The 25,080-nt window shown below is 69.8% G+C and carries 31 protein-coding genes; 10 read left to right on the top strand and 21 right to left on the bottom strand.

All coding sequences use genetic code 11. The features are described from left to right. The first annotated feature begins 95 nt into the window (after nucleotides 1–95). A complete protein-coding gene (locus AC3A5K_RS16595) occupies nucleotides 96–2,072 on the top strand; it encodes a UvrD-helicase domain-containing protein (protein ID WP_487618670.1) in 1,977 nt (658 codons plus the stop codon). 137 nt (nucleotides 2,073–2,209) lie between these two features. Here the strand turns inward: AC3A5K_RS16595 and AC3A5K_RS16590 are convergent, their stop codons facing one another. Beyond that, nucleotides 2,210–2,866, bottom strand: a complete 657-nt coding sequence (locus tag AC3A5K_RS16590) for a YceH family protein (RefSeq protein ID WP_487618669.1) — start codon at nucleotides 2,864–2,866, stop codon at nucleotides 2,210–2,212. Nucleotides 2,867–2,976: 110 nt separating this feature from the next. Between AC3A5K_RS16590 and AC3A5K_RS16585 the strand changes: the two genes are divergently transcribed. Beyond that, nucleotides 2,977–3,897, top strand: coding sequence for a 5'-nucleotidase, lipoprotein e(P4) family (locus AC3A5K_RS16585; RefSeq protein ID WP_487618668.1), 921 nt, complete (start codon nucleotides 2,977–2,979; stop codon nucleotides 3,895–3,897). A 268-nt stretch (nucleotides 3,898–4,165) separates the two neighbouring features. After that, on the top strand, nucleotides 4,166–5,536 hold the full coding sequence (locus tag AC3A5K_RS16580) for a hypothetical protein (protein WP_487618667.1): 1,371 nt from the start codon (nucleotides 4,166–4,168) through the stop codon (nucleotides 5,534–5,536). 25 nt (nucleotides 5,537–5,561) lie between these two features. Here AC3A5K_RS16580 and AC3A5K_RS16575 read toward each other — a convergent pair whose 3' ends face one another. From AC3A5K_RS16575 to AC3A5K_RS16550, 6 genes are all read right to left on the bottom strand, one after another. Beyond that, complete coding sequence (locus AC3A5K_RS16575; RefSeq protein ID WP_487618666.1) at nucleotides 5,562–6,254, bottom strand: DUF6683 family protein; 693 nt, start codon at nucleotides 6,252–6,254, stop codon at nucleotides 5,562–5,564. Between the two features lie 62 nt (nucleotides 6,255–6,316). Beyond that, entirely contained in the window at nucleotides 6,317–7,126 is an 810-nt protein-coding gene (locus AC3A5K_RS16570) for a hypothetical protein (RefSeq protein ID WP_487618665.1), read from the bottom strand. A gap of 156 nt (nucleotides 7,127–7,282) precedes the next feature. Further along, nucleotides 7,283–7,594, bottom strand: a complete 312-nt coding sequence (locus AC3A5K_RS16565) for a hypothetical protein (protein WP_487618664.1) — start codon at nucleotides 7,592–7,594, stop codon at nucleotides 7,283–7,285. A gap of 150 nt (nucleotides 7,595–7,744) precedes the next feature. After that, a complete protein-coding gene (locus AC3A5K_RS16560; RefSeq protein ID WP_487618663.1) occupies nucleotides 7,745–8,233 on the bottom strand; it encodes a hypothetical protein in 489 nt (162 codons plus the stop codon). 188 nt (nucleotides 8,234–8,421) lie between these two features. Continuing rightward, nucleotides 8,422–8,724 (bottom strand): hypothetical protein, encoded by a 303-nt coding sequence (locus AC3A5K_RS16555; RefSeq protein ID WP_487618662.1) that lies wholly within the window; start codon nucleotides 8,722–8,724, stop codon nucleotides 8,422–8,424. A gap of 3 nt (nucleotides 8,725–8,727) precedes the next feature. Further along, complete coding sequence (locus AC3A5K_RS16550) at nucleotides 8,728–8,949, bottom strand: hypothetical protein (RefSeq protein ID WP_487618661.1); 222 nt, start codon at nucleotides 8,947–8,949, stop codon at nucleotides 8,728–8,730. A gap of 193 nt (nucleotides 8,950–9,142) precedes the next feature. On the opposite strand from AC3A5K_RS16550, the gene AC3A5K_RS16545 reads away from it, so the two are divergent. Continuing rightward, nucleotides 9,143–9,808, top strand: a complete 666-nt coding sequence (locus AC3A5K_RS16545; RefSeq protein ID WP_487618660.1) for a GNAT family N-acetyltransferase — start codon at nucleotides 9,143–9,145, stop codon at nucleotides 9,806–9,808. A 9-nt stretch (nucleotides 9,809–9,817) separates the two neighbouring features. Here AC3A5K_RS16545 and AC3A5K_RS16540 read toward each other — a convergent pair whose 3' ends face one another. The 13 genes from AC3A5K_RS16540 to AC3A5K_RS16480 all read right to left on the bottom strand — a co-directional run bounded on the left by AC3A5K_RS16540 (nucleotide 9,818) and on the right by AC3A5K_RS16480 (nucleotide 19,736). Continuing rightward, nucleotides 9,818–9,949, bottom strand: coding sequence for a hypothetical protein (locus AC3A5K_RS16540; RefSeq protein WP_487618659.1), 132 nt, complete (start codon nucleotides 9,947–9,949; stop codon nucleotides 9,818–9,820). Then, entirely contained in the window at nucleotides 9,949–10,107 is a 159-nt protein-coding gene (locus tag AC3A5K_RS16535) for a hypothetical protein (RefSeq protein WP_487618658.1), read from the bottom strand. The genes AC3A5K_RS16540 and AC3A5K_RS16535 overlap by 1 nt, the downstream gene beginning before the upstream one ends. Then, nucleotides 10,104–10,832, bottom strand: coding sequence for a hypothetical protein (locus AC3A5K_RS16530; protein ID WP_487618657.1), 729 nt, complete (start codon nucleotides 10,830–10,832; stop codon nucleotides 10,104–10,106). Before AC3A5K_RS16530 ends, AC3A5K_RS16535 begins: the two co-directional genes overlap by 4 nt. A gap of 19 nt (nucleotides 10,833–10,851) precedes the next feature. Then, a complete protein-coding gene (locus tag AC3A5K_RS16525; RefSeq protein ID WP_487618656.1) occupies nucleotides 10,852–11,334 on the bottom strand; it encodes a hypothetical protein in 483 nt (160 codons plus the stop codon). Beyond that, on the bottom strand, nucleotides 11,331–12,695 hold the full coding sequence (locus tag AC3A5K_RS16520) for a FliI/YscN family ATPase (RefSeq protein ID WP_487618655.1): 1,365 nt from the start codon (nucleotides 12,693–12,695) through the stop codon (nucleotides 11,331–11,333). The genes AC3A5K_RS16525 and AC3A5K_RS16520 overlap by 4 nt, the downstream gene beginning before the upstream one ends. Beyond that, nucleotides 12,692–13,351: a FliH/SctL family protein gene (locus AC3A5K_RS16515; protein ID WP_487618654.1), complete on the bottom strand. Its 660-nt coding sequence runs from the start codon at nucleotides 13,349–13,351 to the stop codon at nucleotides 12,692–12,694. The genes AC3A5K_RS16520 and AC3A5K_RS16515 overlap by 4 nt, the downstream gene beginning before the upstream one ends. 25 nt (nucleotides 13,352–13,376) lie before the next feature. After that, nucleotides 13,377–14,000, bottom strand: coding sequence for a hypothetical protein (locus tag AC3A5K_RS16510; RefSeq protein WP_487618653.1), 624 nt, complete (start codon nucleotides 13,998–14,000; stop codon nucleotides 13,377–13,379). 3 nt (nucleotides 14,001–14,003) lie between these two features. After that, complete coding sequence (locus tag AC3A5K_RS16505) at nucleotides 14,004–14,786, bottom strand: hypothetical protein (protein ID WP_487618652.1); 783 nt, start codon at nucleotides 14,784–14,786, stop codon at nucleotides 14,004–14,006. Between the two features lie 16 nt (nucleotides 14,787–14,802). After that, on the bottom strand, nucleotides 14,803–15,213 hold the full coding sequence (locus AC3A5K_RS16500) for a hypothetical protein (RefSeq protein WP_487618651.1): 411 nt from the start codon (nucleotides 15,211–15,213) through the stop codon (nucleotides 14,803–14,805). Between the two features lie 30 nt (nucleotides 15,214–15,243). Further along, entirely contained in the window at nucleotides 15,244–15,576 is a 333-nt protein-coding gene (locus AC3A5K_RS16495) for a hypothetical protein (protein ID WP_487618650.1), read from the bottom strand. A 67-nt stretch (nucleotides 15,577–15,643) separates the two neighbouring features. Then, nucleotides 15,644–16,864: an FHA domain-containing protein gene (locus tag AC3A5K_RS16490; RefSeq protein ID WP_487618649.1), complete on the bottom strand. Its 1,221-nt coding sequence runs from the start codon at nucleotides 16,862–16,864 to the stop codon at nucleotides 15,644–15,646. An 87-nt stretch (nucleotides 16,865–16,951) separates the two neighbouring features. Then, nucleotides 16,952–19,009, bottom strand: coding sequence for a type III secretion system export apparatus subunit SctV (gene sctV, locus AC3A5K_RS16485; protein ID WP_487618648.1), 2,058 nt, complete (start codon nucleotides 19,007–19,009; stop codon nucleotides 16,952–16,954). Between the two features lie 277 nt (nucleotides 19,010–19,286). Beyond that, entirely contained in the window at nucleotides 19,287–19,736 is a 450-nt protein-coding gene (locus AC3A5K_RS16480; RefSeq protein ID WP_487618647.1) for a FliO/MopB family protein, read from the bottom strand. A gap of 63 nt (nucleotides 19,737–19,799) precedes the next feature. On the opposite strand from AC3A5K_RS16480, the gene AC3A5K_RS16475 reads away from it, so the two are divergent. The 6 genes from AC3A5K_RS16475 to sctT are packed head-to-tail and all read left to right on the top strand — an operon-like array spanning nucleotide 19,800 to nucleotide 24,615. Then, the gene (locus AC3A5K_RS16475; protein ID WP_487618646.1) at nucleotides 19,800–20,918 is read left to right on the top strand and encodes a sensor histidine kinase; all 1,119 of its coding nucleotides are present in this window, start codon (nucleotides 19,800–19,802) and stop codon (nucleotides 20,916–20,918) included. A 2-nt stretch (nucleotides 20,919–20,920) separates the two neighbouring features. Continuing rightward, nucleotides 20,921–21,520: a response regulator transcription factor gene (locus AC3A5K_RS16470; protein WP_487618645.1), complete on the top strand. Its 600-nt coding sequence runs from the start codon at nucleotides 20,921–20,923 to the stop codon at nucleotides 21,518–21,520. After that, the gene (sctQ, locus tag AC3A5K_RS16465) at nucleotides 21,513–22,553 is read left to right on the top strand and encodes a type III secretion system cytoplasmic ring protein SctQ (protein ID WP_487618644.1); all 1,041 of its coding nucleotides are present in this window, start codon (nucleotides 21,513–21,515) and stop codon (nucleotides 22,551–22,553) included. The genes AC3A5K_RS16470 and sctQ overlap by 8 nt, the downstream gene beginning before the upstream one ends. 3 nt (nucleotides 22,554–22,556) lie before the next feature. After that, nucleotides 22,557–23,558, top strand: coding sequence for an EscR/YscR/HrcR family type III secretion system export apparatus protein (locus AC3A5K_RS16460; RefSeq protein ID WP_487618643.1), 1,002 nt, complete (start codon nucleotides 22,557–22,559; stop codon nucleotides 23,556–23,558). After that, on the top strand, nucleotides 23,559–23,825 hold the full coding sequence (gene sctS, locus AC3A5K_RS16455; RefSeq protein ID WP_487618642.1) for a type III secretion system export apparatus subunit SctS: 267 nt from the start codon (nucleotides 23,559–23,561) through the stop codon (nucleotides 23,823–23,825). A gap of 4 nt (nucleotides 23,826–23,829) precedes the next feature. Beyond that, entirely contained in the window at nucleotides 23,830–24,615 is a 786-nt protein-coding gene (sctT, locus tag AC3A5K_RS16450) for a type III secretion system export apparatus subunit SctT (protein WP_487618641.1), read from the top strand. Nucleotides 24,616–24,779: 164 nt separating this feature from the next. Here sctT and AC3A5K_RS16445 read toward each other — a convergent pair. Then, nucleotides 24,780–25,080 (bottom strand): hypothetical protein (locus AC3A5K_RS16445; protein WP_487618640.1); only part of this gene is annotated, 301 nt, incomplete at its 5' end.

Here is a 25,080-nt window from a genome sequence, read left to right as displayed (position 1 = left end):
CGCGATGGGCCACCTGCAGCGCGCGGGCGCATCGCGGCGGCGGGCGCGCGATGGGCGGCCGGTACACTAGGGGCCGCTGTCCCAACCCCCGCACGATGCACGGTCTGAATCCCCAACAAGCCGAGGCCCTCGGCCATATCGAAGGCCCGCTGCTGGTGCTCGCGGGTGCGGGCAGTGGCAAGACGCGCGTGATCGTCGAGAAGATCGCGCACCTGATCCAGTCGGGCCGCTATCCGGCCAAGCGCATCGCGGCGATCACGTTCACCAACAAGTCCGCCAAGGAGATGCGCGAGCGCGTGTCCAAGCGGATCCGCGGCGACGGTGCCGACGGTCTGACGATCAGCACCTTCCATGCGCTCGGTCTGAAGATGCTGCAGATCGAACACGCGCGGATCGGCCTGCGCCGCGGGTTCTCCATCTTCGATGCCGACGACAGCGCCGGGCAGTTCAAGGATCTGATGCCTGGGGTAAAGCCCGACGTGGTGCAGCTGATGCAGGGCCTGGTGTCCAAGGCCAAGAACGCCGGCCTGTCGCCCGAGGAAGCGCACGCGGCGTCGCACACCGCGCGCGAGTTCGAAGCGGCGGCGCTGTATGCGCAGTACCAGGCGCGGCTGACCGCCTTCAATGCGGTCGATTTCGACGACCTGATCCGCCTGCCGGTGCAACTGCTGGAATCCGATCCCGAGGCCGTGCTGGCCTGGCGCGAGCGCATCGGCTACCTGCTGGTCGACGAGTGCCAGGACACCAACGATGCGCAGTACCGCCTGCTCAAGGCGATCGCCGGGCCGGCCGGCAACTTCACCTGCGTGGGCGACGACGACCAGAGCATCTACGCCTGGCGCGGCGCGAACCCGGAGAACCTGAGCCAGCTGGCCCATGACTACCCGGCGCTGCGCATCGTCAAGCTGGAACAGAACTACCGCTGCAGCAATCGCGTGCTGCGCGCGGCCAATGCGCTGATCGCCAACAACCCGCACGAGCACCCGAAGACGCTGTGGAGCGCGCAGGCCGACGGCGAGCGCATCCGCGTCTGGGAATGCCGCGATTCCGAGCACGAGGCCGAGCGCATCGCCGGCGAGATCCACTTCCTGCAGACCTCGCGCCAGGTCGAGTGGAGCGAGTTCTGCATCCTGTTCCGCAGCAACCATCTCTCGCGGCCGCTGGAAAAAGCGCTGCAGCTGCTGCGCGTGCCCTATCACCTCAGCGGCGGCACGGCGTTTCTCGACCGCGGCGAGGTCAAGGACGCGATGTCCTGGCTGCGCGTGCTGTCCAATCCCGACGACGATTCGGCGTTCCTGCGTGCGGTGCAGTCGCCGCTGCGCGGTGTCGGCCAGACCTCGCTGGCGCGCTTGGCGGAACTGTCGCGCAATGCCGACATGCCGATGTCGCGGGCGATCGAATCGATGGGCCTGCTCAAGCAGCTGCCACCGCGCGCGGCGAACGCGCTGAGCGAGTTCGCCGACATCCTGCGCGGACTGCGCGAGGACGCGCGCACGCTGCCGGCCGGCGAACTGGTGCGTGCGCTCAACGAGCGCTCCGGCCTGATCGCCGCGCTCAAGGCGCAGTGCAAGACCGACACGCTGTTCAACATCCGCCGCGGCAACCTCGACGAACTGGCGGACTGGTTCGAAGGCGCACGCGGTGCGGGGCCGGGCGAACTGGCCGCGCAGCTGGCGTTGCTGAGCCATTCGGACAAGGGCGATCCCGGCAACCAGGTGCGGCTGATGAGCATGCACGCGGCGAAGGGCCTGGAATTCCGCTACGTCTTCATCATCGGCATGGACGACAACACGCTGCCGCACGAATCCAGCATCGACGAGGGCCGGATCGACGAGGAGCGGCGGCTGCTGTACGTCGGCATCACCCGCGCCAAGGAACAGCTGTGGCTGTCGCACCCGCGCGAGACCCAGCGCTGGGGCCAGAAACTGCGGCTGACGCCCAGCCGGTTCTTCGACGAACTGCCGGCGGCCGAACTGCAGCGCGACGGCGCCGATCCGGTCGCCGATGCCGCGCGCAAGCGCGAACGCGCGAACCACGGCTTCGCCTCGATCAAGGCGCTGCTGGAAAGCTGAGTCGGCGCGACCGGTGCCCCGCCGAAGGCAGGGGCGCTTCCGATCGATGCCCTGCCCGAGTCGGAATATGGAAGCAGCGCCGGCCGCGAGCGGGCTGTCGGCGGCGCCATCCGGGCAGCGCCGACATCGTGCACACCTCAGTCCGGCAGACGGGCCGCCAGCGCGTCCAGCGCCTCGCGCAGCGCGGCGACTTCGGCCTCGAGCGCCTCGACGCGCGCGGCCAGGCCGGCATCGCCCGCCGGTTCCCGCGCAGGCCCGGCAGCCGCCAGCGCGGCGACATCCACCGGCCCGCACAGCAGATGCGCGTAGCGGTCCTCGCGGCGCCCGGCCGACGGCGGAATGCGCACGGCCAGCCCCTTGCCGGCGAGACGTTCGAGATGGTGGCGGGCGTCGTCGGCATCGGCGAAGGGATGCATGCGCTCGCTGCGCGCCACCAGCTCGGCCAGCGTCTGCGCGCCGCGCAGCATCAGCAGCGCCAGCAGCACGACCTGCGGCTGCGGGACGTCGAGCGCGGTGCCCAGCACGTGCTCATGCCGCTCGGCGCGCGAGGAGTAGGACTGCCGCGCGTAGCGATGCCCTTCCAGTTGCCGCAGCGCGTGCTGCACATCGCCGAACGAAGCCGCCATCACCGGATCGCGCGCGGTCTTCTGGTTCGCCGCCGACTGCGCGGCGTTGACGGTCAGTGGATAGACGTCGGGCGTGGTCGCCTGCTTCTCCACCAGACACCCGAGCACGCGCGCCTCGAGCGGGGTGAGTCGGGGCCAGCGGTCCGGATCCTGCGTCTGCTCGTCCATGGAATTCCAGGTGCGAAGGGGGCGACAGGATGCGCCCCGCCTGTCCGCCTGTCATGTTCGCCGCGACCCGGCCCGTTAAACTCGCGGGTTCACACGACGACGGACCCGCCATGCGCCTGAACGCACCCGCCCTGTCCCTGCTCGCGAGCGCCATGCTGCTTGCCGCCTGCAAGCCGACGACGCCGGCCGACGCGCCTGCTGCCGTCGCCGGTCCGGCTGCGACCACGCCGGCGCAGGCGCCGGCCGCGACCGACCCCAGCGACAACCTCAACGCCGTGCTGTGGATCCAGCGGTCGGAGGAGTACCACGCCAACAGCCTGTCGATCTTCCGCGCCGCGGCCGATCAGCTGGACCGGGCGATCGCCGAAACGAACTGGGACGCGCTGGTGCCCGAGGAACGCGAGCTGATCGGCGATGCGACCGCGCTGCCGCCGGCGGTGATCATGGACATCGACGAGACCGTGCTCGACAACTCGCCCTACCAGGCGCGGCTGATCCAGAACGGGCTGGAATACGACGAGGTCACCTGGGCGCAGTGGGTGGCCGAGCAGAAGGCCAAGCCGGTGCCGGGCGTACTCGAGTTCGCCAGAGCCGCCGAGGCCAAGGGCGTGACCATCCTGTACCTGTCCAACCGCGCCCAGCATCTGCAGGAGGCGACGCTCGCCAACCTCCGCGCCGAAGGCCTGCCGGTGAAGGACGAAAGCGTGTTCCTGGGCCTGGGCATGCATGTCGAAGGCTGCGAGCAGCACGGCAGCGAGAAGACCTGCCGCCGCCGCGTCGCGGGCCGCGATTACCGCGTGCTGATGCAGTTCGGCGACCAGCTCGGCGACTTCGTCGACATCCTCGCCAACACGCCCGAAGCGCGCGGCGAGCTGCTCGATACCTATGGCGACTGGTTCGGCGAACGCTGGTGGATGCTGGCCAATCCCAGCTACGGCGGCTGGGAGCCGGCCCAGTTCAACAACGCCTGGGACCAGCCCGCCGCCGCGCGTCGCGAATCCAAGCGCGCAGCACTGGAACTGGCGAATTAGTAAAATCAACTACTTGTAGATGACACCTCGGGTGTTGCATCAGATCGGCGGGCGCGGTAGCCTGCGTCCGCCAACGTAGTCCTCCGGCCCTGCCGGCTCGAAAGGGAGACCCAGGTCTCCCTTCTTTTTTGCGTTGCGATCGCCGTCGCAGAATCGCGCACCCTAGGGTCGACCCCAGGGCCGCGCCGCGACGGGCGGGCGTTAGTCTCGACCGGCGCCCCTTCCCCCATCCGGCTGGTCCGGCCCCGTCCGCCCGGGAGGCTTCGACGTGGACATCCCGTCCCCCCGCGACCTCGTCCAGTCCGTGCGGTCTGCGTTGCCGAGCGGATCGCCGCTGCAATCGCTGCTGGGCAACAGCTACAGCGCCAACGCGACCGCGTCGGCGATGCGGAGCGCAGCCGACATCTTTCCGAACGTGGACTTCCGCCCGGTCGGCGGGCCGGCGGCCACAGCCGGACAGGGCGCGGGCGCAATGCCCGCCGGCAATGCGCTCCCGACCGGCCTGCCCGGTGCCCCGACGGTTCCCCTGCCGCCGACGCCGTTCGCAGGCAATCCGCCTGGGCCGGCTGCGCCCCCGGTCCTCTCGAATCCCTTCGGTGCCGGCGCGCCATTCCAGACCGCGACGCCGACGCAGGGCCCGGTGGCCAATGCCCTGGATGCAGTACGCAGCCTGATCGCGCCCCCGCCTGCCGCGACGACGACGCCGTCCGGCCTGCCGGTCACGACGCCGGGCACCGCAGGCGCTGCGGCAACGGCGCTCGCCGATGCCGCCACGGCGCCTGCGCGCGCGCTGGGCGCGGGCGTGCTGCAGGCCACCGGCGTCGTGCCTGTGCCGACGTCGGTCCCGGCTTCGGCCACTGCCAGCGCCAATGCGCAGGCAAGCACCTTGGCCAGCGCACCGCAGACTGCGGCCGCGCCTGCGCCGACCGCGACGCAGACGCCGCCGGCCCTGCAACAGGCGGCGCCGGCGCAGGTCCCCGCAGCATCGGCGCTACCGCCCCAGCGCAATGACGGCGTGGTCCCACAAGCCATGGCGACCGAACGCGCGGCCGTGCCGAACCAGGCACCGCCGCCCGCGCAGACCGCAGCGCCCACGTCACCGGCAGGCGCGACGCTGCTGGCCGCCGTGCCACTGGCGGCAGCCGCCACCCAGTTGCCGCCCGGCCAGGCGGTCGCCGGCAACCCGCAGATCGCCGGCAATCCCCAGGCGACGGCGCCGGTCGCCGGCGAGCTGGGCGGCCCCTCACGGGCGGAACTCACCGCGACGGGCGTCTACACGGCCGACGGCCCGGGCCTGCGCCGCCGCACGCGTCTGCGCGCGGCGCCCGAAGCGGTCGGGGCCTGGATGCTGGCGCTGACCCAGGGCCGGCTGCATCTCGTACGCCCGCACGACGACACGCCGCGCGAGGTGGCGCGGGCGATGCAGTGGGTGTTCTGGACGCTTGCGCTGGTGGCCTACGGCTGCCTCGCGCTGGTGATCGCCGCCTTCCTGCTCAGCGCCGGCGACGTGCCGGCCGGGCCGGCGATGCGCCAATGGAGCGGCGAACTCGCGCTGGCCGGCCTGGTGGCCGCGGCCGGCGCCTGGTGGCTGGCGCGCAGGCTGACCGCGCCGCCCGTCCGCGGCAGACGCCGGCGCTGAGGCTGGCGCCGGTCACCCGTGCGCCTCAGCGCGCGACCAGTCCGCCGTTGCCCAGTTCCACGCGCTGCAGGTCCACGCCGTTGCCCTGCAGGCCCCTGCGCACGTTCGCCGCCAGCGCGGTCAGCGCGTCGCGGTCGTTGCCGCGTTTCAGGGTCTGATAGCTCAGCGCCGAGACCATCGTGAGATAGGCGGTGCGCTCGGCCTGGGCCTGCTTGGCCGCGTCGCTCATCGCGGCGACTTCGGGCACCGCAGCCAACGGCCCGATCAGCTGGCGGCGGACGGCGCGCTGCCCCTGCGGCGAGCGACGCGAGTCGCGGTCGTTGACCACTTCCCACGAGATCAGCAGATGCGCGGCCAGCACGTCGCCAAGATTGCCCGGGTCGTAGCCGTAGCGCCGGAGGATGGCATCGAACTCGCGCATCATTTCGCCCGAGCCGATGACCTTCTCGAGATCGGCGACCTGGGACGGCGTGCGGCCGAAGGCGCGGATCGTCTCCTGCTGCACGCGTGCGGTCACCGCGGGATCGCGGGTGAAATCGAGCGTCGACACGGCGGCCGCATCGACCTCGGCCGGTGCCGGCTGCAAGACCGCCTGCTGCAGCGCCCGACGCACGCCGGCGTCGCCGTCCTGTGCGGCGGCCGCGCCGGCGACCGCAAGGCAGGCCAGCATCAGCAGTGCCTGCAGGGTGCGGGGGATACGGGACTGTCGGACGTGCATGTGGATCTCCATGGGGCGGATGTCGGTCGCGAACCCGCGCGGCAGCGTGCCGCGCAGGCGTGTCACAGGCTGCGGAAGCCGCTGGGGGTCAGACCTAGACGCGTGTAGTCCAGGCCGAGCCGGCGGCCCAGCGCCGTGACGCCGCGCTGCATCACCTGCCGCTCGGCAGGCGTCGCGCCGAACCAGGCGACGTTGAACATCACGTCGAGCAGAGCCATGGTTTCGGCGGCTTCCTGCAGGGTCGCGTCGTTGCCGTCGGCATCGTCGGCGCGCTGGGCGACGAGCTGGGTCTGCAGGCCGTCGAAGGCCGCGTTCGGATTGCGCACCGCGTCCTCGCCGTTGGCGACGATCCAGGAAATCATCAGGAACGAGGCGTGCACGTCGAGCAGGTTCCGGTCCGAGCGGCCGGCAGCGGCCAGGCCCTTGCGCAGCTCGGCCTGCGCGGCGCCGCTCTGCAGCGTGGCGAGGATCTTCGCGCGGTCATCGCCGAAGCGTCGGCCGAGTGCCTGCGCGAACGGCGAACCCGGCGGATTGTCCTGCGCGACCGCACGCAGCAGCGCAGGCCAGCTGGACCGGTCGCCACGCCCGCCGCCCAGATAGTCGGCAAACGCGGACTGCACGCGCGCGGTCACACGCGGTGAACTGCGATACGCGAGCTGGCGCACGACGGTCGCACGCTCACGCGCCGCCACCTGCGATTGCGACTCGCGCGACGTCCCGTCGCTGTCGCCGTGGTGCCGCATGATGTGGGCGTGGTTCCACGCGCCGATGTAGTCGGGCGTGTTGTTGAGCATGTCCTGCGCGCTGGCCGCACCGCAGGCTGCGGACAGCAGCACCGCCAGTGCGATCACGACGCCTCGGATTGTGTGCATCCACCACCTCCTGCCCGGATCGCCGCCGTCCATGGCGATTCCGGTGTCGATTCCAGACCACGACGCCATGGCGCCGCTTCAAACATCGCATCTGGGCGAACGCCAGACACACGAAAGGCCGGGTGGATGCCACCCGGCCTTCCGCTGGTCGCCGCGTTACTGCTTGCGGGCCATACCGGCAGCGCCTTCGCCCATGGACTTGAGCGCGGTGCTCACGGCGTTCATGAACATCTGGAACATCTGCGTCATTGCGGTGAGCTTGGTCGAGTCTTCCGGCGTCGGCTTGTCACCGATCGACTTCGAGAACTTCTCGATCTCGTTGACCTGCTTCTCCATCAGGCGGCCCATCGCCTCGGCGAACGCCATCAACCAGCCACCGTCGCCGGAGCCACGCTGCTTGGCACGCACGTCGCCCACACCTTCGGCGACATCGAGGACGACCCTGTAATCAAAGCTGACTTCGGACATGGCATTTTCTCCAGTGAGGTAAATCAGGGATCGCTGCTGCGGTGCGGGCCGGGGCCCTTGCCGCGAATCGGGTGGCATTCGCCATGGAGTCGACGGTACGCCGCGCGATGGCCCTTGCCAGCTGGGGCGTACCCTAGAGCGGCCGCACAGTCAGCGGCGGAAGCCCGCGCCCTGGCGCAGGGCCGCGGCCACGTGGTGCGGCATGCCGCCGGGCGCCGCATCGGATGCGGCGGTGGAGGAGGCGGCTTCGGTCTGCGTGGCCAGCCAGCTGCGGGCGGCGTCTTCGCCCTGCTCGCGGGAGATCCGCGCGAATTCCAGCGCGCGTTGCACCGATTCGTTCTGCAGCGTCGCCAGCGATCCTGCGAACGCGGTATGGGCCTCGCCCGCCTCGCTCGCATCGAGCAGACCGTTCTGCTGCATCAGACCGATCGTCTCCTCGACACTGGCCTGCAGCCGGCTCGGATCCACCGGCGTTTCGAGCGCGGCCGGATCCTCCAGCGCGCCCTGCAAACGGCTGAGCATGCTGTCGCGGTCCGCGGCTTCCAGGCCCGGCTGGGTCTGCAGGATGGATTCGAATTCGCTCAACAGCGACTCGCGCATCCGGGCGAGACTTTCGGAGGAATGATCGGGCGAGGACATACGTCGGCTCCTTCAGCGGATGGAAGGACGGCGCGACAGACACGCCGTCCGGAACAGCACGGGACGATGGTGCGAGCGGCCGCATTAGCACCGCGTAGACGTCGCGCGTCGCACCGTGGAAAACAAAAACCCGCAGGCATCGTCGACGCCTGCGGGCATGGGTGCGGCCGGCACGGCCGCGGTGCGGATCAGGCCGCGTTGCGGACCGAGGTCAGCGAATCGACCATCCGGCGCGCATCGGCGCCTTCGCGTTCGCCCACATCGCGGGCCTGCGCCCCGAGCCAGGCATCGGCGGCCTCGCGGCCATCGCTGTCGACCCGCCGTTCGTACTCCGGTACCAGCGCCTTGAGTTCCTGCTGGACCGCTTCGAGCCGTTCGTCCATGTGGCGGATGAGCGTGTTCTCGTCGTCCGCGCCGAGAACGCCCTGTTCGCGCAGCTGGGCCAGACCTTCGATCCAGGCCTGGCGCTGCGCCTGCTGATCGGCCTGCATCGCTTACTTCCCGTTGAAGGAGAAGCTGAAGCCGCCCTTGAAGCCTTCGCTGAGCGCGTCCTGCGCCGAGTCGGGCAGACCGAGGGACGAGAACATCCCGCTGAGGGCGGAGTCGAACATCTGGCCGACCATGTCGCCGAGGAAGTTGCCGATCAGACCGCCGAGTGGGCCGCCGAGAGCGGTGCCGACCAGATTGCCGATACCGGAGAAGACGTCGCTGGACATGATGAAACTCCTTGTGTCGTCGAATGGAAAAGCAGGGGGAAACGGGATGCGCGTGCGGGAATCGATGCCACCTCCCTGTCGCGACTGCGGCGCCAGTCTGCGTCGATCCGGACGTCGCGACAGCTAGGACGCACCCCACCTAGGGCAGGCCCTAGCCGTGGGCGGGTCCGGCGCACGCGCTATAACGACCGGCATGTCCGACGCCTCCGACACCGCTGCCCACGACGCCCCACCGCCCCGCTTCTCGGCCGACGACCTGCCGGCGGACGGCCGCGACTATCCGGCAGACCTCCAGCTGGAGACGCGACGCATGCGCCTGCACGGGTTCGGATTCCGGCACACGCTCGATCTGCTGCGGCTCGGCCGCGAGGAACGCGTGACCCGGCTGCTGCTCGACAGCCCGGTCGACACCCTGGACGACGCGATGGGCCTCGTCGTCTGGGCGAACCGGCTGTATCGCACGCGGCCCGGCCTCGGCCTGTGGCACACCAGCGATCGCAACGGGCGCTTTCTCGGCCTGTTCTCGCTGACGCCGAGCGGCCCTGGCGACGATGTCGCGATCGGCGTGCGCCTGCTGCCGGCGGCCTGGGGACGCGGTTATGCGATCGAAGGCGGCGCTGCGCTGTGCACGCAGGCGTTCGAAGCACTCTCGCTGCCCGCGCTCATCGCGCAGTGCGCACCGGACAACCGCTCGGTGCCGCCGCTGCTGCTGCGGCTGGGATTCGAGGAAACCGGCGGCGGCGCGCAGTTCGGCAACGCGGCGCGGCGTTTCCGTCTGGCGCGTGCGGCCTGGCGCGGAGCCGCACCGCGGCGGCGATTGGCGCCCCGGCCTGCCGACGATCCACCGGTCCCGAGCTGAGCCCGGTTCTCAGGCGCGGAGCAGCGGGCCCACGACCTGCACGACCCGCTCAATCCCAAACAGCACCACACCGCCCAGGATGCCGGCGGACGCAGTCCAGCCGCGCCAGGGCGAGGCGGCGCTGACGGGGCTACGGAACATCAGCAGCGCCGTGCCCCCAGTCCGACGATCAGCGCGCACAGGCCCGCCTTGAACCAGATGTTGGTCAGTCCGAAACGCGTCACGTGCACCCACTGCGTCTGGACGGACGTGCGCTGCACGTCAGCCGCGGCGTCCACGCCTGCATCGCGCGCGCTCACCCATGGAAGTGCGGGTCGATCGTCAGCGTGCCGAGATTGCGCTCGGCAAAGCGTTTGGCCAGCTGCGGGCCGGCCTCGCGGATCGCATCGAAACTCTCGCGCGAACGGCTGTCCGCACGCAGCACCCAGCCCTCGCCCTCGCGGCTGAGCAGCAGGTCGGTGCCGGGCAGCGTCGCGTCGTTCATGCGCAGCAGCACCTGGCCGTCGCTGCCGCTCTGGGTGGCGTCGTGCACCGCGAGCTGGCGCACGTGGCGCTCCATCATCTCGAGCAGCTGGCCCGGATCGCCCTGCGGCGATGCCGGCGCCGGGGTGTGGCTGCCATCGCGCAGCGCCATCTGCGCCTGCAGCATCGCGGCGGATTCCGCCGACGGCATGTGCGTCGCCGAAAAGCCGGGATCGTGCTGCTGCCGGAACGTGCGCGCATCGACGACCTCGTCCACCGATTGCCGCGATTTCAGCGCCTCGTGCTGGCCGGCGCGATCGGCCAGCAGCAGATCGTCGGCCTCGCCTTCGGCCAGCAGGCCTTCGGCGTCACCCTCACCGCCGGCGACCTGCGGCATGCCGGGCTCGCTTCGCGTCTGCTGCATCAACGACCGGAACTGGTCGACCGTCTCGCGCGCCGGCGCGGCCTTGGGCTCGCCCTTGGCCTGGCGGTCGACCTGGCGGTTGCGCGCCGACTGGTCGGGCGGACGTATCGTGGAATCGCTGCCGTGCTGGATGGTCATCGTGAGCTCCTCGCAACCGCTAGTGACGGGCCATGTGCCGCGCCTGGAGCAGGTCTTCGGTGAGCGCCTCCTCCTGGCGGGCCTGCAGGCCCCGTTGATCGTCGCGCCAGACGTCGCGGCGTTTTTCCAGTGCATCCTCGCGCGCCTTCGCGCGGAAGAAGGCCACGCGCGCCTCGTCCAGCGCCGCCTCGGCCTGGCGCAGCGCGTCCTCGGCCTTCGACAGGCGCTGTCGCGCCGCGACGATCCGTTCGCCCAGCAGATCGATGTGGGCTTCGCGCTGCGCCATCGCGGCCGGCCAGGCCACGCCGGGCGGCGGCGGGTCGAGCAGCCGCGTGCGTTGCGCCGCGCGGTCGCTGTCCAGCGTCGAGATCTCGCCTTCGATCCGGCTGCAGGCCTCGCGGCACTGCTGCACGCCGCGCTGGCGCTCCAGCACCACCTGGCGCGCGGCCGCGGTACGGTGCGCGCGCAGTTGCAGCAGCGTCTGCAGCGGATAGCGTTTCATTTGAACAATGTCCGCAGCGCGCCCGACGAGGTCTCGAACGGCACCAGGTCGTGTTCGCCCTGCTGCAGCAGCGCCCGGATCGGCGCGATCTTCTCGATCGCGATGTCGGCATCGGGATCGGTGCCGCGCTTGTACTCGCCCAGCTGCAGCAGCAGTTCGATCTCCTGATGCTTGGCCAGATATTTGCGCAACTGGCCGGCGGCGCGCAGATGCGCCGCGTCCACGACCCGCGGCATCGTGCGGCTGAGGCTGGTCAGCACGTCGATCGCCGGGTAGTGGTAGGCGGCGGCGAGCTTGCGCGACAGCACGATGTGGCCGTCGAGGATCGAGCGCACTTCCTCGACGATCGGATCGCCGCCGTCCTCGTCTTCCGCCAGCACGGTGTAGAAAGCCGTGATCGAGCCGCGGTCGTTGTTGCCGGCGCGTTCGAACAACCGCGGCAGCGCACTGAACACCGACGGCGGAAAGCCGCGCCGCGCCGGTGGCTCGCCGATCGCCAGGCCCACATCGCGCAGGGCGCGCGCGAACCGGGTGACCGAATCGACCAGCAGCAGCACGCGCTTGCCCTGGTCGCGGAAGTGTTCGGCGATCGCGGTGCCGACCCACGCGGCGCGGCTGCGCTCGAGCGCGGGCCGGTCCGACGTGGCGACCACGATGACCGATTTCGCCAGCCCTTCCGGGCCGAGATTGTCGTGGACGAATTCATTGACCTCGCGGCCGCGTTCGCCGACCAGCACGATCACGTTGACGTCGGCGTCGCCGCCGCGCGCCAGCATGCCCAGCAGCGTGCTCTTGCCGCCACCGGCGACGGCGAAGATGCCGATGCGCTGTCCCTCGCCGGCGGTCATCACCGCATCGATCGCACGCACGCCGGTGGTGAAGGGGCGTTCGATCAAGGTGCGCTTCAGGGGATTCGGCGATGCGGCGTAGATCGGCGCATCGACGGTCGCGCCCAGCGGGCCGGCATCGTCGATCGGCACGCCGTGCGCATCGAGGATGCGTCCGAGCACGCCGTCGCCGACCGCGACCGAGGCCTGCTTGCCGGTGGCGTAGACCTCGGTGGTCGCGGCGATGCCGTCGAGCGGGCCCAGCGGCGTCAGCAGCGTGTGCTGGCGCGAGACGCCGACGACTTCGGCGGCCAGTTCGAATGCGTCCGGCCCGGTGTCTCCGGGATTGCGCAGGTAACACAGCTCGCCGATCGCCGCGCGCAGGCCGGTGGCCTTGATCAGGGTGCCGTAGGCCTCGCTGACACGCCCGACGCGCTCGATGGTCTGCACCTGGCCGAGCGCGTGCAGCAGCGGATCATGCGCGGCGTCGGTGCGCACGGCCTCCAGCGCGGACAGGGCGGGATCGGGATTCATGCCGACGCCGCCGCGCTCGCCTGCGCCAGCGCCGCGCGGATCGCCTCGATCTGCTGGCTGACGCCGGCGCGTACTTCGCCGGCCTCGGACACGACGATGCAGCTCAGCGGATCGAGACTTTCGTCATCGACGAGTTCGATCACGCCCACGCCGGGATGCGCCTGACGCACGGCGCCGAGGCCCTGGTTGACGCTGTCGCGCACCGAGGGGTGCACGCGGATCATCAGGAACTGTTCGGCCTGCGCCGATTCCACCGCCCGCAAGACCAGCGGCGGCACGACCTGGCTGGCATCGAAACCGGGCGCGACGCGCGCGACGATCGCGCAGGCCAGATCACCGATCCGGCCGACCGCATCGCCCAGCACGCGGGCGCGCCGCTCGTTGAGCGAGGCGAGCTGTTCGGTCATCTGCAGCTTCACCCGGTCCAGGCCTTCGGCGAACCCTTCCGCATAGCCCTGCTCGCGCGCCTTCTGCACCTCGGCGCCGGCTTCTTCGTACAGGGCGTTGACCCGCGCCAGCAGCGCATCGAGTTCGGACAGCGCCTGCCATTCCTCGGCGCGGACGATCGTCGCGGACACGGCTCGCTGGAACTGGCGCCGCTCGAACACGGTGGCGGCACCCTGGGTGGAACGGTCGGTGGCAGGCGCAATCGACATGCGGTCTCCGGTCGGGACCCGGCGCTCAGCTGGCGACGGCGCGGGTCTGGTGATGGGTGTGGACCACGAGCACCGGCTTCTCGGGCAGGTGCGCGGCCGGCAGGGACGCAGGCGCATCGACCAGCGACGCCCACTGCGCGAGTGCGGGATCGCGCTGCGTCGCCCAGGCCTGCAGCTCGGCACGACCCTGCAGATCGAGCAGCGGCGCCAGCGTCTCGGCCAGGTCACCGCCGGAGGACAACGCTTGGGCCAGCGCGGTCGTCAGCCGCGTCTGGACATCGCTGTCGACCTTGCCGTCCCAGACCGTCCGGTCGAGGGCCAGCAGATAGCCGGTGCCCAGTGCCGCCTTGAGGCGACGGACCGGCTCGCGTCCGATCTCGGCGCGGATCGCCGGCGCGAATGCCAGTGTGCCGAGGTCACGCTGCAGCGCGGCCACGCGGACGCGTTGCCAGCGGCTGATCGGAGACACGGTGCCCGCCGGCACCGGCGACAGCAGCTGGGCCGCAGGCCCCTCGGCCAGATCCGAGGCGAGCAGGCGCCGGCCGAGCGGACTGGCCACGGCGCGCGCCAGCAGCGCGGCATCGGGCGCCTCCGCGCCCGTGCCGTGCCACACGGGATCGACCTCGGCCAGCAGGGCCTGCAGGCGCATGGATCAGCCCTGCCAGCGCTTCGTCGGCGGCGCTTCCGCCGGCACGGCGGCACGCGTACGGAAGCGGCTGCCGAACGCCAGCAACAGCGCGATGACGACCACGACCAGCGCGGCGATGCCGATCGCCAACGGACTCATCGCCGACAGCGCCATCGCGGTGCCGCTGCTCTGGCTGGTGTCCGGCGGGGGCGGCATCGCGACGAACTTCACCGACACCTGGTTGATGTCGGTCAGGCCTTCGACGCCGTCCTTGACGACGATCTTGATGTCCGCCTCGCGGTCGCGGACGCTGGCCCCGGGCTGTTCGAAGATCCACACCGCGGCCGACGTCTTGCCGGTCGAACCGCCGAGCGGATCGCGCTCGGGCAGCGCGATGTGCACGCGGGCGTTGGCGACGCCGGGCAGCATCGTCAGCGTGTGCGTGATCTCCTGCTGCAGGCCGTGGATGTAACGGCCGCGCTCGTCGGTGGATGACGAGGCGAAGCCTTCCTTCTTGAAGATGTCGCCCAGGGTCTGGAACTGCTCGCGCGGCAGGCCGCGCGCGGTGAGCACTGCCATTGCCTGCGGGATGTCGCTGTCGGCGACGACGACGTCCCAGCCGACCTTGGTGGCGGACGGCTTCTTCTGGGCCTGGATGCCGGAGCCGAGCAATGCGCCCATGACCTCGTTGGCCTGCCGTTCGTCCATGGCGCTGTACAGCGCACTGCCACTGCAGGCCGCCAGCACCAGGCAGGCCAGCAATGCGTACAGCATCTGCATCCATCGACCGCGTTTGGAATTGCGCATCGCGCTGACCTCGCTGTCAGGACTGCTGGCGGAACAGTTGCTGGATGCCGTCGGACGTGCGGTTGGCCACGTTCGACGTCATCTCGCACTGGAACAGGAAGTGATGCGATTTCATCGTCATCTCGATGACCTGGGCCGGCGTCAGTTCGCCGGTGTTCTGGGTCATCGTCTTGGCGAGGTCGTTGATGCTCTGCGCACCGCCATTGAGGTTGTCGACCGCCGACATGAGCATGCGCATGCCCTCCGACGGTTCGGATGCGCCGACATTGGCGACGTCCTGCGGCGCATTGGCCGCAGGCGTGCCTGCACGGTGCATCGCCTCGGCGAATTCCCGCACCTCGTACGCGGCGGCGACGGGCTGACCGCCCGCCGCCGAAGCCCCCTGTGCTGCGGGTTCGATGCCCACGGCCTGGATCGCGTCGACCATGATGATCTCCTTGCTGTCTGCGGGTTCCGCTTACTGCTTGCGGCCGAGGGTCTCGAGCGCCTGGCCGACGCTGTTCTGCGACGTCGAGGCGTTGTTGGACAGGAACTGCATCTTCAGGCTCTCGGCGGTCAGCGCGACGACGTTGGACGGCTGGTCGCCGCCGTTGCCGATCACGTCGGACAGGTTGGTGATGCGGGTCGCCTGCTGGTCCAGGGTCTGGCCCCAGGCGCGCGACATCGCCGCGTACCAGCTGTCGGATCCGCCGGACGCGCCGCCGGTGCGGGTGCGGCTGACGCCCTGGTCGTTGTGCATCGACGCGCGGCCGACGAAGGTACCGATGGCATCGGGAGAGATGGTGGTCATGGTGTGACTCCTTTCGACTCGAAACGGAACAGGTACTGCGGAGGGAACGACGCGACGCGCCGTCCGGTTACTGGGTGTCCGGCGCGGCGGAGGCCGTCGCGGCGGTCGCGATGCGGGTGCCCGAGCTGGCGCTGGCCACGACGGCCGCGAAACGCGGATCGCCGGCCTCGGCCATCGCGTCCTCGGCGGCCTCGGTCGGCACCGGGCCGGGCACGACCCGGACCAGTTCGCCGCCGCCGGACAGGACATGGGCGAATTCGCCGATCGAGATCAGCCGGCCCTTGCCGGGAATCTCGTCGCCCGGCACGAAGCGGCGACCTTCGGAATCGGTCAGGTGCGGATCGTCGCCGCGCGCGATGGACACGATGTGCGCCGGCGTCTCGGCCGGTGCCTGTTCGACAGTGCCCTCGGCGATCGCGCCGCCGGGCGTGCGCGGCAGGATGCGGCTGACGCCGCGGATGTCGGCGACCGCACGCGAGCGCACCATGCGCTCGATCTCAGCACCGTCCTCGAATTCGCCCAGCACTTCGACATCGCCGTTGCCGACGTAACGCGCCTGCACCGGAATGCCCTGGCCGCGGAACATCTCGGCGACGTCGCTGGCGATGTGCTCGCCGGTGCGCAGTTGCAGGTTCGCGTCGATCTGCTCGGACTGCAGTTGCGTGCGCAGGCGGTCGAGTTCGACCCGGCTGTCGATCGCGCCGGTCACCGTGGGCCGGCCGTCGACGCCGTCGACGATCTCCAGATTGGCGACGCGGTGTTCGGTCATCAGCGTGGTCAGCCGGTCACGTGCATCGACTTCCGGCTCGGTCGCGGGCACCACGGCGGCGAAGATCGCCAGCGATGCCAGCGACAGCGCGGCCACGCCCGCGATCAGCGGCAGACGTCGCGCGAAGGCGGGCTTGCGCGGCGCCTGTTCGTCGTTGGGTGCGAACACGGTGACGAAATCGTCCCAGCCCGGATCGTTCTCGCGCCCGAAGGCGATTGCCGCTTCACCGATCCGCACCTGCTGCACGGCCGACAGTTCCACCGGATCGCCCGGATCGATCTGCTCGCTGCCGATGTGCACCGGCGCATCCAGCGCGCGCACCAGAAAGCGCCCGCCGGCAAGCGTGACCAGTGCATGGTGATTGGCCACGCCGTCATCGGCGAGCACGATGTCGCAGTCATCGCCGCTGCCGACGAGGATCATCTCGTCGCGGCCCAGCACGCGGCTGGCGCCGGAGTGCAGGCCGTCGACGATGCGCAGCACGTCGTGCGGAGTCTGGATGTCGTTGGGTTGCGTCATGGCAGTCCTCTCTTCTCCGGCGCGACGCACGGGACCGCGAAAAGCGCGGCAGCCCGGCGGCGCATGCCTCCGGTGGAATCGATACGGTCACGCATTGATCTGCCCCGCCTGCACGATGCGCAGGTCCGGCGCGAGTTCCTGGTACGACAGCACCGGCAGGTCGAAGAAATCCACTTCGAGCAACTTGCGCAGATGGCGCCGGACGTCCAGCGAACACAGCAGCACCGGCTTGATGTCCGCCGCCTGACGGCCCAGGTGCGCACGCACCTCGTTGCCCAGTCGACCGGCCAGTTCCGGGGAGATCGCAAGCTGGCTGGCACCGCCCGCCACGCGGACCGATTGCCTCAGCTTGTCTTCGAGTTCGGGATGGATCAACAGTACATGCAGGGTGCGCTCATCGTCTGAATAGCGGTCCGCGATCTCGCGCTTGAGCGCGACCCGCACGTATTCGGTGAGCAGCACGACGTCCTTCTCGCGGCCACCGACATCGGTGATCGCTTCGAAGGCATCGCGCAGATTGCGGATCGGCACGCCTTCCTCGGCGAGGCGCCGCAGCACTTCGGCCACGCGCTGCGGTGCGACGACGCGCAGCATCTCCTTGACCAGATCCGGATAGTCGCGCTGCATGCGCGTGAACAGATTGGAGGTTTCCTGGATGCCGAGGAAACCGCCCATGCGGCGACGGATCGCCGCGCTGGCATGCGTCGACAGCACATCGAGCGGCGGCTGTGTGCCTTCGGACTGCGACGTGCGCCATTCGCCTGCGACGATCGGCGGATAGAAACCGGGCAGACGGGCCTGCTGGGCGGTCATCGCCGACTGCGGCTCCAGCCAGGCGTCCGCGCGCAGGCGGCCGGTGGCGATACGCGCACCGAACGCCGTCACGCGGTATTCGTCCGCGCCGAAGCCGGGCTCGATGCGCAGCGACGGCGTCGGCACCGGCACGCCGTATTCCTCGCGCAGACGCTGGGCGATCTCGGCCACGCGGACGTCGAGTTCGTGCGGGCCGAGCGCCTGGGCCAGCGCCGTCGACACCTGCAGCTGCAGCGGCGCCGGCGGCGCGAGATCGTCGCGCGCCACCGACAGTTCGGCTTCGGCGGCGACTTCCTCGTCGGTGACGCGGAAGGCGCGGCGCAGCAGCTCGAACTGGTGCCGGTAGCGCCACGCGCTCATCGTCAGCAGGCCAATGCCCAGCAGCAGGAATACCGGCCACGGGAAGCCGGGCACCAGCGTCATCAGCAGGGCGAGCAGGCCGGTGATCAGGATCACGCGGGGCTGGCCGGTCACCTGACGGGTGATCGCATCGCCCAGATGGCGGTCGTCGATCTCGCCGGTGGTGCGGGTGACGACGAGGCCGGCGGCGATCGTCGCGAGGATCGCCGGGATCTGCGAGACCAGGCCGTCGCCGATGGTCAGGATACTGTAGACGTGCGTGGCTTCGGCCAGCGGCATGCCCCGCTGCAGCACGCCGATCGCCAGGCCGCCCAGCAGGTTGATCAGGATGATGACGATGCCGGCGATGGCATCGCCCTTGACGAACTTCATCGCGCCGTCGAGCGAGCCGTGGAGCTGGCTTTCGGTCTCCAGCAGGCGGCGCTTCTTGCGCGCCTCGTCCTTGTCGATCAGGCCGGAGCGCAGATCGGAGTCGATCGACAGCTGCTTGCCCGGCATCGCATCGAGGGTGAAGCGCGCGGCGACCTCGGCCACGCGCTCGGCGCCCTTGGCGATGACGATGAACTGCACGACGGTGATGATCAGAAACACCACCATGCCGACGACCAGATTGCCGCCGGCGACCAGCGTGCCGAAGGTCTCGACGATGTGGCCGCCTTCGGCGTGCAGCAGGATCGAACGGGTGATCGCGATCGAGATCGCCAGCCGGAACAGCGTCGTCAGCAGCAGCACGCTGGGAAAGCTGGAGAACGCCACCGGGGTGGGGATGTAGATGCCCAGCAGCAGCAGGCCGAAGCCGATCGAGATGTTGACCGCTACCAGGGTGTCGATCAGGAACAGCGGCAGCGGCAGGATCATCACGCTGATGATCGTCACCGCGCCGAACGCGAGGACGACATCGCTGTAGCCCAGCTTGGGCCGGGGCGCGGCGCCGGCCGGGGCGCCGGTCAGGTTGGCCAGCAGCGCCTTCATGCGCACACCGCCTTCAGGCGGATGGCAGCTGCCACGGTCGTCGCCGGACCCGCGCCACGGCGCGTTCCGGAAACAGCTGTCCACCACCGCAGTACGGAGTGCATTCGGCGCATCTGCCCCTGACCTCGTGCGTCACATTGTGCCAATCTACGATAGTCGCGCCTTGTTATGGTCAGATAAAACTGACGTTGCGGGCGCGTTGCTATCGCAAACCATTTGATGTGAAGGCCGCGCACTTTCGCCGTGACGGGCGGAAAACCCCAAGCGTCACAGTGACTTAACGATCTCCGTCGATATTGGCCGGGAATCGGGGGGCCGGATTGTCGGCCGGGATTGATTCAGGAGCGAGGTCGCCAATGTCCAGATCTGTAATGAAGGTCACAGATTGGGCGCCGACGCCGATCGCGAACACCCGGCCGGCCCTGGATTTGACCAGCACCACCCGCTCCCGGGGGCCCACCGGCAGGATCTGCACCACCGACAGCGGCGTGTCGCCGCCCGACAGTCCGTACCGCTTGCGCAGCAACCGCAGAATGAAGATCAGACCGGCGATGATGAAGACCAGAGGCAGCACGATCGCGACCATTTCGCCGAGGAACGAATCCCGCCCGATGGTTTCAACAGGCGGCGCGGCAGCAGCTGGCAGCACGTTGATCGCGAGCGTCATCGCAGCCAGGATGGCGTGGCGCGCGGACGCGGACTGCAGGAGATGGAACGGTGTCTTCATGGCCTGTCGCCGGGGTGGCACCCCAGCGGTGCGCGGCTACGTTAACGCACCCGCCGCGACCGCATGACCCCGCCCGCCACCGGGTCTCGACGTCCCAGGAACCCTGCCACCACGCCCCGGCCCCATGCCGGCGCGGATGGCGACCGGGCGCTGTCCGACATCCTTGATGCGGTGCCGTTCGCCTGCGCCGCGTTCGACCGGCGCAGCGGTGCGCTGGCCGCGTCGAACACGCGGTTCGCGGCCGACCTGGGCACGCTGCCCGGCCACGGCCAACGCGATGCCCTGCTGGCCATGCTGTACGGCGACCTCACCGGCGAGGCGCGCGGCGAGGAAGTGCGCGCGCCCGGCAGCGGCCGCTGGTATGCGCTGCACTGGCGCGATCTCGACCGCGACGGGCAGGCGCTGTCGCTGCTGACCGCCGTCGACATCAGCGAACGCATCGAGACCCTGGATTCGCACAAGTCGCAGCAGGAAAAGCTGCTCTTCACCTCGCGGATGATGTCGGTCGGCGAGATGGCCGCCACGCTGGCCCACGAGCTCAACCAGCCGCTGGCCGCGATCGTGAACTACCTCAACGGCAGCCTGCGGCTGGTCGGCCAGGCCGGCGGACCGGTGCAGGTCGAACGTGCCCTGCAGGCCGCGCGCACGCAGGCCGAACATGCCAGCGCGGTGATCGCCCGGGTGCGCGAGTTCGTCCGGGCACGCGAGCCGCGACGCGACGCCCAGGACCTGCCGCTGATCGTCGACACCGTGCTGGAGCTGCTGCGCCTGGAGGCCGAACGCCAGCAGCTGCGCATCGAACTGGCGCTGGCCCCGGGCCTGCCCCAGGTCTACGCCGACCGGGTGATGGTCGAACAGGTGCTGCTGAACCTGGTCAAGAACGCGATCGAGGCGATGCGCGAAGTGCCTGCGAGCCAGCGCGGCCTGCGCATCGAGGGCCGGGTGAACCTGGACGGCGAGATCGAGGTGCGGGTCTGCGACCGCGGACCGGGCCTGAGCCAGGCCGAAAGCGAACAGCTGTTCTCGCCGTTCTACACAACCAAGTCCGACGGACTCGGCATCGGCCTGGCGATCTGCCGGTCGATCATCGAGTACCACGAGGGACGCCTGTTCTTCGAAGCCCGGGACGGCGGCGGCAGCGTCTTCGGCTTCACGCTGCCCACGCCCGACAGGAGGCTCTGAACATGTCCGGCACGCCCTGCATCTACCTGGTCGACGACAACGACGGCTTCCGCGATTCCACCGCGTGGCTGCTGGAAACCGCCGACTTCGAGGTCCGCGCCTTCGCGTCGGGCGCCGCGTTCCTCACCGTCTACGACAACACCCGTCACGGCGACGGCGAATGCCTGGTCTCCGACATCCGCATGCCGGAGATGAGCGGACTGCAGCTGCAGGACGAACTGCTGCGCCGCGGCTCGACCCTGCCGCTGGTCTTCGTGACCGCGCACGGCGACGTCCCGCTGGCCGTGGAGGCGATGCGCAAGGGCGCGTCGAACTTCCTCGAAAAGCCCTTCGGCGACGACGCGCTGATCGATGCCATCCGCACCGCGCTGAGCCGCGAGCGCCAGCACACCGGCTCGCCGCCCAATGCACTGCTGGAGAAACTGAGCCCGCGCGAGCGCCAGGTGCTGGATCTCGTCGTGGCCAGCAAACCGAACAAGATCATTGCCGACATCCTCGGCATCAGTATCAAGACCGTCGAACTGCATCGGGCCAACATGATGGGCAAACTCGGAGTGCGATCCCTGCCGGAACTGATGAAGGTGGCGCTTGGACATGGCTGACGCGACCGCACCTGCATCACGACACCCGGCGCCGGTCCCGGTGCGCGGCCGCATCGCGCAACTGAGCCCGGTGCAGGCGGAACTGCTGCGCAGCCTGCATGGCCGCCCACGGCGCTGGTCCTCGGCCAGCGGCACGCTGCGCCTGCGCGGCGGCCGGCCCGGCGCGCCCGACAGCGTGTTCGAAGTCGACGCCGACGGCGTGCGGCTGGGCCTGCGGCTCACCGCCCCGCCGGCGGAACCCGACGATGCGCTGCACTGGCAGGACCGCCGTGGCCGCGCGCGGATCCTCGCCTGGAGCCTCGCGCAGGAATCGGCACTGGTCCGCCTGAGCGAAGCGCTGGGCACGTCCCTGCTACCACTGCTCGATCCCGCGCCGTCGCCGGACGACGCGGTGATCTGGCTCGATTTCGATCTGCAGGCCTTCGACGACGCCGCGCCCCCATTGTCGGGCAGCCTGCGCGCGCCCGCGGCGTGGCTCGCCGCGCTGCTGGCGCGCGCCGCCGAGTCCGAACCCGCGCTCGACCTCGGGCACTGGCGCCAGCTGCCGACGGTCGCCGCGATCGCGCTGACGGCGCCGCCGCTGACCCTCGCCGATCTGCGCAGCCTGTGCCCCGGCGACGTCGTGGTGGTCGGCAATCCCCGCCTGCCGCCCGTGCATGCGTCCGCGGCCGGTCTGCGCTGGCCGCTGCGCGCGGCCACCGAAGGCTGGCGCGTCGACGGCCCGCCGAGTCCACAATCCCGCTTCCAGGAGACGTTTCCGATGACAGAGTCCGACACCCCCGTCGATGCCGGCCCCGATGCCCCGGCCGAAGATCCGGCCGCACGACTGCCGGTCGAGGTCGCGTTCGAGCTGGGCAAGGTCGAGCTGCGCCTGGGCGACATCGCCGGCCTGCAGCCGGGCTACGTGTTCGCGCTGCCCGCGCACCTCGAAGGCGCCAACGTGACGATCCGCGCCAACGGTCGCGTCGCCGGCCAGGGTGAGGTGGTCGCGGTCGGCGATACGCTCGGCGTCCGCGTGCTCAGCTGGAGCTGATCGATGGACTTCAGCACCTTCTCACCCGCACTCGTCCTGGTGACGGTGGTCAGCCTGGCGCTGGCCCCGTTCGTCGCGGTGATGGTCACCTCGTTCACCAAGATCGTCGTGGTGCTGAGCCTGCTGCGCAATGCACTGGGCCTGCAGCAGGTGCCGCCGAACGTGGTCATCAACGGCCTGGCGATCGTGCTGTCGATCTACGTGATGTACCCGGTGATCCTGGACGTCAACGAGGCCGTGCAGGCGCGGCTCGAAGGCCGGCCACCCCCGGCGTCGGTGCAGCGCCAGATCGACCTGCGCGCGCAGCAGCAGGCGATCCGCGAAGGCCGGCCGATCGACGTCCGCCCCGAATCTCCCGCAGCGGCGCAGGCCGCGTCCGGCGACCCGGCGCCGACCAGTCCCGCGGCCGCCGATGCACTGGCCGCCGAAGCCGAAGCGCAGGGTGCGGGTGAAACGCCCGATCCGATGTTCGCCGGCGTGGTGGGCGGCTCCAGCAACGATCCGCGGCGTGAGGTCGCCGACCCCGCGCCCGGCCTCGCCGAGACGGTGAGCCAGGCCGGACCCACGCCATCGGGGCCGGCCGCGCCGGGCAATACCGCGTTCGACACCAACCGTCTGCTGACGATGGTCGATGCCGGCAAGGAACCGCTGCGCACCTTCCTGATCCAGCATTCGAGCAATGCCGAGCGTGCGTTCTTCCTGCGCAGCGTGCAGCGCATGCTGCCGCCGGAGCGCCGCGCCGAACTCACGCCCGACGACTTCATCGTGGTGGTGCCGGCCTTCACCGTCAGCGAGCTCACCGCCGCGTTCCAGATCGGCTTCCTGATCTTCCTGCCGTTCCTGATCATCGATCTGGTGGTGGCGAACATCCTGCTGGCACTCGGCATGATGATGCTCTCGCCGACCACCGTGTCGCTGCCGTTCAAGCTGCTGCTGTTCGTGCTGATCGACGGCTGGGCCAAGCTGGTGCACGGCCTGGTACTGACCTACGGGACGGCCACGTAGATGGGCGACGTCCTCGAGTTCACCAAGGAAGCGCTGTGGCTGGTGCTGCTGCTGTCCGGCCCTCCGGTCGCGGCCGCGGCGCTGGTCGGCCTGGTCATCGCCTTTCTGCAGGCGGCCACCCAGCTGCAGGAGCAGACGTTCCCGTACGCGCTGAAGTTTCTGACGATCGTGATCATGCTGTTCGTCACCGGCTCGCTGATCGGCGGCTCGCTGTACGTGTTCGCCGACCGGATCTTCCTCGACTTCCCCGGACTGGTCAGGCGCTGACCCGGTGTTCGACTTCGCGCAGAACCCCCTGCTGGCGCTCGCACTGACCCTGCCGCGCATCGCGGGCGCGTTCCTGATGCTGCCGCTGCTGACCACCGAGACGGTGCCGGCGATGGTGCGCAACAGCTTCATGGTCAGCCTGGCGATCGTGGCGATCCCGATTGCCCTGGCCGGCGCGCCGCCGATCGAAGCCGTGGGCACGGCGCACTGGTCGGCGATCGTGCTCAAGGAAACCTTCATCGGCATCTCGATCGGCTTCTGCTACGGCATCGTCTTCTGGGCGATCAGCTCGGCCGGCGTGATCATCGACACCCAGGTCGGCATGTCGATGGCACAGATCTTCGACCCGGTGCAGGGCCACCAGACGTCGCTGCACGGCGAATTCCTGTCGCAGCTGGCGGCCTGGTTGTTCATGGCCAGCGGCGCGTTTCTGGTGTTTCTCGACCTGCTGCTGACCAGCTACACGGTGTGGCCGGTGATGAGTTTCTTCCCGGACATCCGCATGAGCGGCATGGCCCTGTTCGTCGGGCAATTCAGTTACCTCATGACCGCGATGCTGCTGCTCGCCGCGCCGGCGATGGTGATCCTGCTGGTCATCGACCTGTCGTTCGGCCTGGTCAACCGCTACGCCCCGCAGCTCAACGTGTTCGCGTTGACGATGCCGATCAAGGCTTGGCTGGCGACGGCGATCATCCTGCTGATGCTGGGGGTGTTCGTGGAGGTGGTGATGCGTCGGCTGGTCGACAACAGTGGACTGGTCAATGCGCTCAAGGGGGCGTTTGGGGGGTAGCGGCGCTTCTTTCGCGGCGCGCTGTGCGCTGTGCGCTGTGCGCTGTGCGTTGTGCGTTGTGCGTTGTGCGTTGTGCGTTGTCAGCGTGTCTTGCGGACGTCCGATGTGCAGGTCCGCGCGCTTTCCCCGAATCGCTTTGAATTCGCGCCGGCGTCGCCTCGGCGTCAGCTCCGCTTTTTGGCTTCGGCTTTGGCTTTGGCTTCGGCTTCGGCTTCGGCTTCGGCTTTGGCTTTGGCTTTGGCTTTGGCTTTGGCTTTCAGCCTTTGATCTACCGAGCCGTAAAGCGAGCCGAGCACCGCAGCCTGGCGCGGCCGAAGAGCAGCCCATGTCTGAGCGCAGCGAGTTTGGGCTGCGTGCCGCGTCAGGCGAGGAGCACAGGGCACCGGCACGGCGCAGCCGTGCCGGATCGCGTCCGGCGAAAGGGCTTTTTGGTTCCTTTTTGGCCGGTCAAAAAGGAACTCGCAC

The organism is Luteimonas sp. Soil_C_5 (assembly GCF_057656615.1).
The sequence above is the reverse complement of the archived record's forward strand: the minus strand, read 5'-3'. Positions and strand labels throughout refer to the sequence as shown.